Source organism: Novacetimonas hansenii, assembly GCF_014843995.1.
In the GTDB taxonomy this organism is placed as follows: Bacteria; Pseudomonadota; Alphaproteobacteria; order Acetobacterales; family Acetobacteraceae; genus Novacetimonas; species Novacetimonas hansenii.
On record NZ_CP062147.1, the window covers coordinates 2,261,893 to 2,274,556 of the forward strand.

Sequence of the window (12,664 nt, forward strand, 5' to 3'; positions counted from 1 at the left end):
CCGAACTGTTTCACTGTGGGATTCCAAGATGACCGCGGGCAGCACGCAGCATCGCCACTGCATCCAGTGTCTGTGGCAGGCCACATAACCACAGGCGCGCTGGCAGGTCGAGGTGATGCGCACCGGCAAAGGCCTGCCGCAGTGCAGGATGGTCAAGCATTGATTGTGCAAGGGAACGCCCCCGTCCCGAACGGTCGAGGACCAGCAGGTCGGGCGGATGCGCGATCAGCACCTCCATAGGAAAGCGTGAAGACCCTTCATGCCCCATGACGGTTGCATAATTACGCAGGCCCGCATGGGCAAGGACATCATCAGGCAACGAACCCGCATGGGTCACGAACCCGTTGGCGGCATAGACCGCAGCCGTGGGATCGGTGGCAGACCGTCCTGATGGAAAGGAGGCAAGGCGCAGCGCAAAGGCGCCAGCCAGTTCACGCCCACGTTCGGGCACACCAATCGCACTCGCCACGATCATGATCTGTGAGGCGATATCCGTCAGTGATTTTGCTGGTGGCAGGGTAATGACCTTCGCCCCGCTTTCCCGTGCAGCCTGCATGGCCAACGTCGCTGTATAGACACCACCCAGCACGACATCGGGATGGGCGGCCACGACATTTTCCGACGTGGGCCGCATCACTGGCACGCGCGCGGCCTGCGCGCACAATACCGCGTTCCAGCAGTCGCGCGCCAGTGGTGTAATCCCCACGACCTGCCCCGGTGCGGCCAATAACAGCAGCAACTGGTCCGTGCAAAGGTTGAGCGACACCACACGCGCCACAGGCTGCGCCCGTGCCGCCATCGGGACACAGGCAAGCATCCCGGCGACAAATCCCGCAAGCATCCTTTTCATGTCAATAATTCAGCATGAAACCACCATAACCAGCACGACCGGGCTGCAGATAGCCAATCGGGTCCTCGAACTGGCGGTTCAACAGGTTATCCGCACGGGCATAAACGGAAACATAGCGATTGACCTTATAATTGGCAGCCACATCAATGGTGAAATATCCATGCCCCCTGGCGCAAACGCTGCATGTCGCCCCGCCGATGACCGGCACATCGCGCCAGGCACTGGTATACAGGATATTGCCCGAAAATGTCAGGTCGCGGATTGGTGTCCATGTCGTATTGAAATTGAACTTGTGCTGGGGACGGCGCTGAAGCTCGGCGCCGTCCGTTGCATCGCGGGCATGTGTCCAAGTATAGCTCAGATTGAACTCCAGGGTATTCAATGCCTTCCAGTTCAGGAAAGCTTCCACACCATACATCCGGGCCTTGGCAACATTGGCATAGGAATAGGTATAATTATACGATGAATCCACTGATACGGAAGACTGGATCAGGTTCCTGACCCTGTTGTCGTACCATGTTGCCCCAAAATTCAGATGATCGTGCAGCAATTTCTGCTCCACCCCCGCATCATAACCGATCAACTGCTCGGCTTTCAGGTTCGGATTGCCTTTTTCCGAATATCCGGCGCCCACCTGATTGGCAAATAGCTGATATAGCGATGGGCCATGAAAACCCGACCCGGCGCTGGCCTTGATAATGGTTCCGGTTCCCGGCACATGGATCGCAGGGGCAACACGCCACGTCACATGGTTGCCATAACGTGAGTTGGCATCATAACGAATATTGGCCGCACCATACAGGATATGGTTCCAATTCCCCTGATACTGTCCATAACCCGCGGTCGTATCCATGCTGGCGGATGTATTATATCCGCTGTCCCACATGCTGGCGGCGGTATGGCTGGTATTGAACGTATCGTGGAAATGTTCCGCCCCGATCAAGAACTGTCCATATTTTTTTAAATTGAATGTTCCGTGCCAATCCACTTTCAACCGGCTGGAACGGTAATAATCAGGATCGGGATTTATGGGGCTACCATCACTGGTGCCTGCCTCTGTCCAGCGGTTGCGATTGGTCATGTATCCAAGGCCAAGTACCTGATCGAACATGCCATGAAAGGAAACCAGATGCGCCGTTCCTCGCACGATGGCCTCATTCTGGCTGTTCTGTTCCCGCACACCCCTGTCCCCATAAGCGTTCTCGCTTTGCAGGTCATATAATGAATAGGAATGGTTATTATTCTGTATAAGGCGTGCAGTCAGGCCAAGGTCAAAATTATGGGTAATGTCATATCCCAGCCGGATATTGGCCCCCCGGTTGTCATTGCGGTTGCCCTCGTGTCGCTGTTGTCGGTCGGCGCCGTAATACCGTTCAATATAGGCAGGGATATTGTTGAACCCATCCATACGGTAATGGGAAAGTTCAACATTGTAATGAAAACGCCCCTTGCTGCCGCGCGCGCCAAAAGTCTGGTTGAAAGTACCGTATCCGCCCCCTTCGACACGGACGAATGGTCTGAATCGTCCTTCCCCCTGCGCCGTGGTGATGTCGATCACGCCCGCCATGGCATCCGCACCGTAAAGGCCGCTTTGCGGACCACGCAGGATTTCGATGCGCCCCATACCATCAGTCACGAACTGCCCCGCATCAAACGCGCCTGATGCCGAACTGCCATCATTGATATCCATGCCATCAAGACGGACCTTGACCTCATTCGCATTATTGCCCCGCATGAAAATAGAGGACGCCCCCCCAGGGCCACCCGTCTGTACCACATTCAGGCCCGGCTGGCGCGTCAGGATATCCGTCAGGCTGCGTCGCTGCTGTGTCTGGATCTGTTTTTCGGTGATGATGGTCATGCTGGTGCCGATATCATCAACGGCAGTCGGCCGCCGCGCGGCACTGACACTGATAAGTTCTGGAATCCCGTCCCCTCCGGGTGAAATGACAACCCGGGATTTCTTATCCTGCACGACATAACCGGTTGCTGGCGGTTTTACCTGCCCGCCCAGATCATCAGCATACGCGATGCCGCCCCGTATTGTAACGAACATGGTCGAGGCAATCAGAAGATTACGAAAAAATATCATAGAATCCAGGTCTCGCGGTCACATCATCGTTGCCACGAGAGCGTGCTGCCACCCCAGGTTTCGATCCGCGCGAAACCCCGTAACACCACACCGCCAGGACGCCCCGCCCAACAGTTCCCGGTCGCAACCACTAAGGACGGCAGGTCTCCTGGCTTGCGGCTTGGCATCATGCATAACCTTCCCGAAAACCGTGGTTTTCAGTGGCCCGGACCGTTACATCCGGTAATGCAAAGACATACCGCTTACAGTTGCGGGGACAGCCGAAGCATTGGATGGTAATTCCGCACTTCGTTCCCTTTTAATCCCTCCGGCAGAAGGAACCGTCGCACCTGTTCTGATCTGATGAACAATGCTTGTCAAGCAGGATTCAATTTTGTGATACCCTGTCACGATCATTATCATTTTGGATTATATTTCCCGGCATTCAGGATATCCCCTGAACACGACGCAGTCGCACGACATGGCAAGAAACATCCTGTCGTGACATGGACTTAAAAAAGACCATGCCGCTTGAGGCATGCCACGCACCTGATTCTTAATTTCCTATAATCTTCATATATAAGCATCTATCATCATAAATCAGAATGTAATGCTGCCATGCAGGCCGAAAATGGCCTCGTTACCAACATGACGGTTATAGGAGACACCATAATCACGCACCCCGCCCGAAGGATGCCATACATATTGAAAATCCGGCTGCATAACCAGCCAGGGAGTTACCTGCGCCTGATAGGTCAGTTCGAGATGATTTTCATTCCCTTGCACCGGGCTGTAAGTACCAGTCTGTGCCACATTGCGGTCGAACTGACGCTCCCCCGAACTGGCGCGGCCAATCCCCCAGCCCAGCCCGAGTGTGTCATTGGCACGGCCACGGAATGGGGCCTTCAGGTTGAAGCCTGCATCCATTGCAAAGCTGATCAGATTACGATCGCCACCATTGCCCGTGGCGCGCACAAACACCCCGACCGACCGGGCCGAGGTCAGTGACGGACGCCAGATCATCTGGTCAATGATGCCGTAGACCATCCAGTCCCCGCGGTCCCAGCGCGGGATCCCGGTGCTGTCATCAGCGCCACCAAGAGGCTTGCCCATGTTGTTATAGCGATAATCGGGGAATTTTGCGGTATCGTAATACCCACCCAACTTGTACACACCCGGCAAGCCCGGATCCTTGGTTACATTCGACATATCAGCCGGCTGTGGGTTCAGTGCGTATTGCAATTCAGTAATCAGCAGGGCGCCTGTGCCCATGTTGAACTGTGTCCCGCTGCCATCATTAGTGACCTGATTTGTCGGATCCGCGCCGTTACCGCCATTCTGTATGGCAAAGGAATTGGTACGGTTACCTGGCGGATTATCATCGGCAGCCGCGAACATGAAGGTGAACTTCTCGCTTGGCCGGTAACGGACGCGAACGGCAGGCGAGGATAGTGGCCACGACGGACCACCGCCATACAGGTTGACCGAAGGCGCCATCGGCCAGCCAAAGTTTGAATTCAGGTAAAGAGATGCATAATCACTGATCAGGAATTCAGTATCAAGATCCTGCTGCCCGATCTTTATGTCCAGTTTCCCATTCAAAAAGGATTGCTGGTACCATAATTCAAACAGGCGGGTGGAGCGATCAGCCTCGAAGCCACTGATGGGATTGAAATTGGCAAGATGATCCTGCGAGATTGAACGCCCGCGTGTCTGCAACGCACTGACATTGAACAATCCGCCCTTCAGGCCAAACAGCTTTTCAGTATCAATGCTTAACGTCGGCATGGTCACACCGTCATAGGCCGGACCAGTGCCCGAACCTGACGCACCATCATTGGACGACGGCGTGCCGCCTGTGCCATTGCCCCAGACTTCATCAACCTCCTGAATATCAAAAGTGACACCATGCCTGTACAACCATGATCGTGCCCCCCACATATCGCCCAGCAGATTGCCGCTGGTGTCGAGCCTGTCATCCCCGGCAGCCTTTTCCTGCGCATCAGCCTGCGCGCGTTGTGAATCACGCACGGTCGCGGGGTCAATCTGTTCCACCAATGGTGTGGAATTGCCCAGCCGGGCGCGGTCTTCCTCAATCTGGGTCTGGGGGGCCTGAGCATAGGCATGTGAATATGCGACAACGCTGCTTGCCAGCATGCAATTGACAAAAAATGCACGGACCCTGCGCCGCGAAACGCAGGGGGAGCGGAAATAGATCATGAAAAGGAGCCTGTCAGGTGGCAGTGTTGGTAAAAAAAGCAACAATTCCAGATGCCGCCAGCCCCCGACCGGGAAACCGACCTGCACATCGCCATGACACGGCATTACAGAAGAAAATACATGAGACCTTGACCCGCCTCCGGCTCAGCCCGCCCGGCGACAATCTGAACTCAACGGCAGGTCTCCTGACTTACGGGTCATCACGTCACATCCGCCTTCCCAACCGAGGTCAGTGGCTGCCACCAGATGGTAGCATGGTTGTAACATTCGCCGCCTACAGTTGCGGGGACAGTTGCTGACTGAACCCCCGGGGCGACTTCCCCAGCCGGAGTTGCACAGCATTCCCTTTTCACCCGTTCGCACGGGACCGTTGACTTGATAACCCGCTTTATAAAATTCTCTACCTTCAAAAAGCAAGGCTGCATATGCATTTCTTTTATGTCCCTTGCATACAGCCCACAGAACATATGACAAACCACCAAAACGTTGCCCTTGTAAAAGACGTGGTGACAGGCATGCAGGTAAACCGCTTCGATGACCATGGTGATGATGATCCCCACGGACACAGCCTGCGGTACGGAGCCTTTGTCCCAAGACACCTTTTCATGCCATGGGCTTCAGTAACACTGATGCTCTGCCCCCCTGCCGCTCAAACTCGCGCCCGTGGAATATCCGGCGGCACATAGCGTCAACACCATACGCGCCAGACCTTCTGACATAATCCGGATGGGCACAGGAAATGCACTCAAGCACCCAACAAACAGATCGCTGATAAATGCATCATTTTGGATGACATCACTTAAAAAAATACTCAAAATCCAAATTAATTCACTGAAAATATTTATAAAATTATCCTTATTGCACTTCGTTAGCAGACGGACACTGCCAGGCACTCCCCTGTTCTTTTCCCACTCATCATTGCCATGGCTATTCGATCCCGCGCAGGTTATATCGACGCCTGGCGGGCTCTGGCCCTACGATCAGCATGGCGGATGCGATCACGCGGGGGTGAGCTGTAATAAGCTTGAATTTCGTTAAAATATCGAAATATATTGCCGCCTTATGACCTGACGATAAAATGTCAAAGGACTCTCATGTCTCAATCCGATGCCGAGGCGATAACAGAAGTCGAACACCGCAAGCATTTTGTTGCTCTCGACGGCCTTCGCGGTTTGGCAGCCATTTCCGTTGTCATCTTCCACTTTATGGAAATGGCTATCCTGGACTATACAAAGAATTTTATTGGACATGGCTTCCTGGCTGTTGATTTTTTCTTCTGCCTGTCAGGATTTGTCATGGGCTATGCTTATGATGACAGGATACGAACCCTTGGTTTCATACGTTTTGTTCGCCATCGCCTGATCCGGCTTCATCCCATGGTTGTGTTCGGTGCGGTTCTTGGCCTTCTGGCTTTTCTGTTTGATCCCTTCATGCCGGTGCCTGCTTCTTATGGTGTCGACCGCATCGCCATGCTTTTTTTAACAACACTTCTGGTTGTGCCCTATCCAACGATGGTCGAACGCACGCACAATCTCTTTGGCCTCAATGCACCGGAATGGTCTTTGTTCTGGGAATATATCGCCAGTATCGTATATGCGCTTGTTTTGTGGCGTGTCGCCCGGCCTGCACTTGGCGTTCTTCTCTGCATCGCAGCTCTGTGGCTCGGCATTTGTGGCTATCGTGATGGATGGATTTATAACGGATGGGATGCAAATGGCTTCTGGACTGGTGCCGCACGTGTCAGCTTTTCATTTCTGGCAGGTCTTTTCATTTATCGTTACCACCTCATATGGAAAAATAACCTACATTTCTATGCCCTCGGTGCATTGCTTGTGCTGACGTTTGTAATGCCTTTCTTCTCGCATGAATGGCTTGCGGAAGAATTGGTCGTTTTTGTATTTTATCCATTACTCATCATGATGGGTGCGGGAATACATGTATTCGGCGTTACGGAGAAGTTGTGCTCTTTTCTTGGCCGCTTATCTTATCCACTTTACATGACGCATTATGTCGCCTTATGGATTTTCATGAATTTTTACCAGCATCATACCATTGGTTACGGCATGACCGCACTCATTATCGGGCTGAGCGTGACATCTCTGACAATATTTGCATATGGTGTAATGCGATTTGTTGATGAACCCTTGCGACGTCGATTACGGCATATGGAAAAATCATGACAACTATGCCGTGTTTCACCATACTCACCGCGTTACCTGTCCCCGCCAAAGCCGTTGATTACGATTTATCCTCTGCGCCCCAAAACATCTGACACATGCTGCATACCCAGTGAGGGCAGCATGATATCGCCATTGCGATCTGTCACGTAATTCCCGACACCTTAGTTTAATTGTCAGGATGGATGTCCAGTTGCGATCCAAAGAATCAGGCTCGGCAAAAAGAAATAGGATATCACCCCCACCAGCAGCCATGGCATCAGGTACGACATATCGGTATGCAGCACGAAACTGCAAAACAGGTTGCCCAGGCCAAGCATGGCAATCACGCAGAAACACACCCCCGCATTCACCAGAAGCGTACGATCATGATTGATCTCCCGAAGTTTCTGTAGCAATGCCCCACTCCATCTCTTTATATATCCTGATCCCACGGTTTTCAGTGGGTCAGGCACTGGTAATCCATACCCTATCGGTCATGCAGGACTATCATCGCCCTTTTCCCATCGTAAGGGAAAACCCGATTTTATCTGTGCATACCCGTCCTGCTTACCCATGGCTGCCGCACACCATCACCTGTCGCAACCGGCCGGCTGACAAACCTGACAGCCCGCTGATCATGACGCCGCCATCATTCATGCAGGCCCGGTGCTTCACGACCGGTTCGGGCAACATATTCCGTGTAACCACCGTCATAACGATGAAGGCCTTCTGGTGTAAGTTCCAGGACACGGTTGGAAAGTGCTGCCAGAAAATGACGGTCATGGGAGACGAAAAGCATCGTGCCGTCATAATCGGCCAGGGCCGTGATCAACATTTCCTTGGTGGCGAGATCAAGGTGATTGGTCGGTTCGTCCAGCACCAGGAAATTCGGTGGGTCAAACAACATCATGGCCAGAACAAGACGTGCTTTTTCCCCACCGGACAGAACACGACACAGCTTGTCGATATCGTCGCCAGAGAAGCCAAAACTGCCCGCCAGTGACCTGAGTACCCCTTGGGAAGCAAGTGGGAAGGCATTGTTCAGGGTTTCAAAAATCGTCAGATTGCCATCCAGCAGATCCATGGCATGCTGCGCGAAATATCCCATCTTGACACTACCGCCAAGGGTGACGGTTCCTGCGTCCGGTTCAATAGTACCAGTGACCAGTTTCAACAGGGTCGATTTACCCGCCCCGTTGATACCCAGCACACAGCAGCGTTCCTGGCGGCGGATCAACAGGTCAAGATCATGGTAGATCACCCTGCTGCCATAGGCCTTGTCCACACCGCGCAGGTTGACGACCGCATCGCCGGAACGGGGGGCTGGCGGGAAGGTAAAGGCAAGTGTCTGACGGCGTTTCGGGGGCTCTATCCGATCAATTTTGTCCAGTTTCTTGACCCGGCTCTGCACCTGCGCAGCGTGGGAGGCCCGCGCCTTGAAACGCTCGATAAAGGCGACTTCCTTGGCAAGCATGGCCTGCTGGCGTTCGAACTGTGCCTGCTGCTGCTTTTCGTTCAGGGCGCGCTGTTGTTCATAGAACTCATAATCGCCGGAAAAACTTGACAATACACCGCCATCAATCTCGATCACCTTGTTGATGATCCTGTTCATGAAGGCACGGTCGTGCGAAGTCATCAGCAGGGCACCGTCATAACCGGCCAGAAACTGCTCCAGCCAGATCAGACTTTCGAGGTCGAGATGGTTGCTCGGTTCATCAAGCAGCATAACATCCGGTTTCATCAGCAAGATGCGCGCCAGCGCCACGCGCATCTTCCATCCCCCCGACAGGCGGCCGACATCGCCATCCATCATTTCCTGACTGAATCCCAGCCCGTGCAGGACTTCGCGCGCACGCCCTTCCAGGGCATAGCCGCCCAATTCCTCAAAACGGCTCTGTACTTCGCCAAACCGTTCAAGAATGATGTCCAGTTCATCAAAGCGGTCCGGGTCCGCCATGGCGGATTCAAGTTGGGACAGTTCGGCTCCGATGGCTGCCACAGGGCCGGCACCGTCCATCACCTCTGCGACCGCGCTGCGGCCTGCCATCTCCCCCACATCCTGATTGAAAAAACCCACAGTGAGGCCACGTTCGATCAGGACCTGCCCTTCGTCAGGTTCTTCCTGCCCTGTAATCAGGCGAAACAATGTTGTCTTACCTGCCCCATTAGGCCCGACAAGCCCGACTTTCTCCCCTTTCTGGAGGGCGGCCGAAGCGTCGATGAAAATCACGCGATGGCCATTATGCTTGCTGATGGTGTCGAGACGGATCATGGGGCCCCAGATAACGTAAAGAGAGCGAAAAGCCGGAGCGCCCTTATCGCGCACCCCCCGGACCCCGTAAATAGCGACGCACCAGATGTTGCCGCCACGCTCATGCATCAATGCTTCCAACTGCGGGAAACATTATGCCCCTGTGGGGGCCATGCTGGTGATCCCCAAAATATCCGACCGGATTCAGCCCTTGATCCTGACTGGACCTTCTCCTCCCATGACGAGGCATGAGGACAGCATGCGCTTCAGCGGGAACCGATTATATATCAAAAGTATCAATAACTTACATGACAATAATAACAGGAATCTACAGCGCCCCCGTCCGCAAAAGCCTGCGGCTGCGTTGGGCTGCCTCGTTTTGATCTTTGCACCTATGCGCGGTGTATCTTAGAGGCCATTTGAAATAGTCAGGAGATATAACATACTGAAATGATAAAGGTTTTTGGTGAAGCTTTTTTTTAAAAAGCTTCAGAAGACGCCGCCTTTTTTGATCGAAAGGCGGCACCCAAAAACTTTTCTTTTCTATCAATGATTTGTTTTTAAACACTCTCTTAACGGTCGGTATGACCAAGGTCGCGTTCGGGCGCTATGATATCACGTACCCGCTGCTTCAGTTCCTTGGGGCCGGGAAAGCCACCATCGCGTTTGCGTTCCCATATCATATGCGGGCCGACATGGATCTCAAACCGGCCACCACTGCCGGGCACCAGACTGACCGCGCCCAGATCCTCGCCAAAGGTGGAAAGCAGTTCCTGCGCCATCCATCCCGCACGCAACAGCCAGTTGCAGCGCGTGCAGTAATGTATGGTGATGGTTGGTTTTTCGTCCATGCCGTTTCCTCCGTCCTTCTTTTTCATTGTCTCCCTCCCGCACATGTATCAAGGGTCGAGAGGCAAAAAAGAAGGATGGGGGCACGAATATCATACGGCGTGGATGTATTGTTCACGCGGCCAGAAACGCAGCGCACCGCAGGCTTTTACAAACGATGCGGCATCACCCCCACTGCTCAGGCGGATGACACCATCATCACGCGCAGGGGCCGTGACACCGGCAGCATCCAGTAGCGGTTCGGCATCTGCCCCATATCCAATGAATTTGGCATGGGCATAGGCATCGGAAATGAAATCACGCATCGTCGCCTCGCCCAGCAGAAGCTTGCTTCCCTGTGCGGAAGGAAGGAGGACCACAGCATCATACAGCACCGACGGCCCGCCATTGATCTTCTGCATGACCGGCAGCACCTTGCCACGGTCGTTACAGATATTGCCGATGCGCGGACCGACAAGTTCGGTTTCCGCGCCCACATTATGGGCAGCTTCAAGCACGGCAGACAGCAGGTCCGCATCCGTACCTTCGCTCACCACGATCCCGAGCTTGCGCCCGTGAAAGCTGCCGGGGCCATTTTTCAGGATACTCAGCGCATCGGAAGCCGGCAGGTCCGTACGCACGGGCAGGAAAGGCTTGGCCGCAGCGGGCAAGGGAGAAATACCAAGCCCGTCCGCCACGCCATGGGCAAGTGTTTCATCCACATTGCGCAGGTGCGCCAACATGCGCACGCGGATGGCAGGCGTTTCAACCTTGCTCAGTTCAAAGACGAACGCGTCCTTCATATGGGTCTGCTCGACCGGGGTCTGGCTGATATAAAACTGGCGCGCCTGACTGTAATGGTCACCAAACGCGGCAGAGCGCTGGCGCACTTTCGCCCCCGACTGTTCCTGTGCAAAGGAGCGGAACCCGGTGATGGGGTTTTCACGTGCGCCGCCATGTGGCTGTGACCATGAATTGGGTTCATAGTTCACGCGCCCCTTTGGGTTGTGCATCGCCATGTGCCCGTCCTGCTGGAAATTATGGAACGGGCATTTGGGCGCATTTATGGGGATATGCGTGAAATTGGGACCACCCAGACGCTTGGTTTGCGTGTCGAGATAGGAAAAGTTACGCCCCTGCAACAGGGGATCATTGGTAAAATCAATCCCCGGCACGATATTCTGGGTGCAAAAGGCAACCTGCTCCGTCTCTGCAAAGAAATTGTCCACCACACGATTGAGTACCAGCCGCCCGACACGACGCACGGGCACCAGTTCCTCGGGGATCAGCTTCGTCGCGTCGAGAATATCGAACGCAAATTTATCCGCGAATTCATCATCGAACAACTGCACGCCAAGTTCCCATTCGGGATAATCCCCGGCATTGATGGCGTTCCACAGGTCACGTCGATGAAAATCGGGATCAGCACCGTTCAGCTTCAGCGCCTCGTTCCAGACAATGGATTGCAGGCCCTGACGGGGTTTCCAGTGGAACTTGACATAGGTCGAGCGTCCCTGCGCGTCGATCAGGCGAAACGTATGAACGCCAAACCCCTCCATAAAGCGAAAGGAGCGCGGGATCGCACGGTCGGACATTGCCCAGCAGACCATATGCGTGGCCTCGGGCGAGAGGGAGACGAAATCCCAGAAATTGTCATGCGCGGTCTGTGCCTGTGGAAAGGCACGGTCAGGCGCCTCCTTGGCCGCATGGACGAAATCGGGGAATTTCATCGCGTCCTGTATGAAAAAAACCGGCATGTTGTTGCCAACGATATCCCAGTTCCCCTGCCGGGTATAAAGCTTCACCGCAAAGCCGCGTACATCGCGCACCGTGTCGGACGATCCCTTGGCGCCTGCCACGGTGGAAAAACGCACGAAGGCCGGGGTCTTTTCGCCCACGTGCTGAAAAATATCGGCATGGCAGACATCGGCAAGGGAATCGGTCAGTTCGAAATAGCCATGCGCGCCATACCCACGGGCATGGACCACACGTTCGGGAATGCGTTCATGGTCGAAATGGAAGATTTTTTCCCGGAAATGGAAATCTTCCATCAAAGCCGGGCCATCGGGACCGTTGCGCAGGGTATTCTGATCGTCGGATACGGGAACGCCCTGCTGGGTGGTCATGGTGGGCGTGCCAGCATCATCCGCCGTCTGGTGGGTCTCTCCCCCCTGTCCTGTCGTGGCATGTGATGGGTGTGGGCTGGCACTGGCATTCATGGCCGCTTCTCCTTTATACCGACGCGCCAGTCATGGCAGGTCCGGGTAAAATATCCGGTAACATAA

The 12,664-nt window shown here is 54.2% G+C and carries 8 protein-coding genes and 2 riboswitches; of the genes, 1 reads left to right on the top strand and 7 read right to left on the bottom strand.

Annotated features, from left to right (window positions below; all coding sequences use genetic code 11):
• Positions 1-10: 10 nt before the first annotated feature.
• The 3 genes from IFJ82_RS09980 to IFJ82_RS09990 form a co-directional block, all read right to left on the bottom strand.
• The gene (locus tag IFJ82_RS09980; RefSeq protein WP_192264364.1) at positions 11-850 is read right to left on the bottom strand and encodes an ABC transporter substrate-binding protein; all 840 of its coding nucleotides are present in this window, start codon (positions 848-850) and stop codon (positions 11-13) included.
• 1 nt (position 851) lies between these two features.
• Positions 852-2,942, bottom strand: a complete 2,091-nt coding sequence (locus IFJ82_RS09985) for a TonB-dependent receptor plug domain-containing protein (protein ID WP_192264366.1) — start codon at positions 2,940-2,942, stop codon at positions 852-854.
• Between the two features lie 121 nt (positions 2,943-3,063).
• A riboswitch (cobalamin riboswitch) is annotated at positions 3,064-3,282 on the bottom strand.
• Between the two features lie 239 nt (positions 3,283-3,521).
• The gene (locus tag IFJ82_RS09990) at positions 3,522-5,078 is read right to left on the bottom strand and encodes a carbohydrate porin (RefSeq protein ID WP_225578844.1); all 1,557 of its coding nucleotides are present in this window, start codon (positions 5,076-5,078) and stop codon (positions 3,522-3,524) included.
• A 221-nt stretch (positions 5,079-5,299) separates the two neighbouring features.
• Positions 5,300-5,528: riboswitch (cobalamin riboswitch) on the bottom strand.
• A gap of 707 nt (positions 5,529-6,235) precedes the next feature.
• Here IFJ82_RS09990 and IFJ82_RS09995 point away from each other — a divergent pair.
• The gene (locus IFJ82_RS09995) at positions 6,236-7,321 is read left to right on the top strand and encodes an acyltransferase family protein (RefSeq protein WP_192264372.1); all 1,086 of its coding nucleotides are present in this window, start codon (positions 6,236-6,238) and stop codon (positions 7,319-7,321) included.
• 173 nt (positions 7,322-7,494) lie between these two features.
• Here the strand turns inward: IFJ82_RS09995 and IFJ82_RS10000 are convergent, their stop codons facing one another.
• The 4 genes from IFJ82_RS10000 to IFJ82_RS10015 form a co-directional block, all read right to left on the bottom strand.
• Positions 7,495-7,716, bottom strand: coding sequence for a hypothetical protein (locus IFJ82_RS10000; protein WP_040510701.1), 222 nt, complete (start codon positions 7,714-7,716; stop codon positions 7,495-7,497).
• Positions 7,717-7,949: 233 nt separating this feature from the next.
• Positions 7,950-9,572, bottom strand: coding sequence for an ABC-F family ATP-binding cassette domain-containing protein (locus tag IFJ82_RS10005; protein ID WP_003619486.1), 1,623 nt, complete (start codon positions 9,570-9,572; stop codon positions 7,950-7,952).
• Positions 9,573-10,123: 551 nt separating this feature from the next.
• The gene (locus IFJ82_RS10010) at positions 10,124-10,402 is read right to left on the bottom strand and encodes a SelT/SelW/SelH family protein (protein ID WP_003619484.1); all 279 of its coding nucleotides are present in this window, start codon (positions 10,400-10,402) and stop codon (positions 10,124-10,126) included.
• Between the two features lie 90 nt (positions 10,403-10,492).
• Positions 10,493-12,598 carry a catalase gene (locus IFJ82_RS10015; RefSeq protein WP_192264375.1) on the bottom strand — a complete coding sequence of 702 codons (2,106 nt, stop codon included), beginning with the start codon at positions 12,596-12,598 and terminating at the stop codon, positions 10,493-10,495.
• Positions 12,599-12,664: the final 66 nt, after the last annotated feature.

Bases quoted from the DNA above. Each gene is read 5' to 3' on its own strand.
- IFJ82_RS09980 (WP_192264364.1), bottom strand. From the start codon at position 850: ATGAAAAGGATGCTTGCGGGATTTGTCGCCGGGATGCTTGCCTGTGTC.
- IFJ82_RS09990 (WP_225578844.1), bottom strand. From the start codon at position 5,078: ATGCTGGCAAGCAGCGTTGTCGCATATTCACATGCCTATGCTCAGGCC.
- IFJ82_RS09985 (WP_192264366.1), bottom strand. From the start codon at position 2,942: ATGATATTTTTTCGTAATCTTCTGATTGCCTCGACCATGTTCGTTACA.
- IFJ82_RS10005 (WP_003619486.1), bottom strand. From the start codon at position 9,572: ATGATCCGTCTCGACACCATCAGCAAGCATAATGGCCATCGCGTGATT.
- IFJ82_RS10015 (WP_192264375.1), bottom strand. From the start codon at position 12,598: ATGAATGCCAGTGCCAGCCCACACCCATCACATGCCACGACAGGACAG.
- IFJ82_RS10010 (WP_003619484.1), bottom strand. From the start codon at position 10,402: ATGGACGAAAAACCAACCATCACCATACATTACTGCACGCGCTGCAAC.
- IFJ82_RS09995 (WP_192264372.1), top strand. From the start codon at position 6,236: ATGTCTCAATCCGATGCCGAGGCGATAACAGAAGTCGAACACCGCAAG.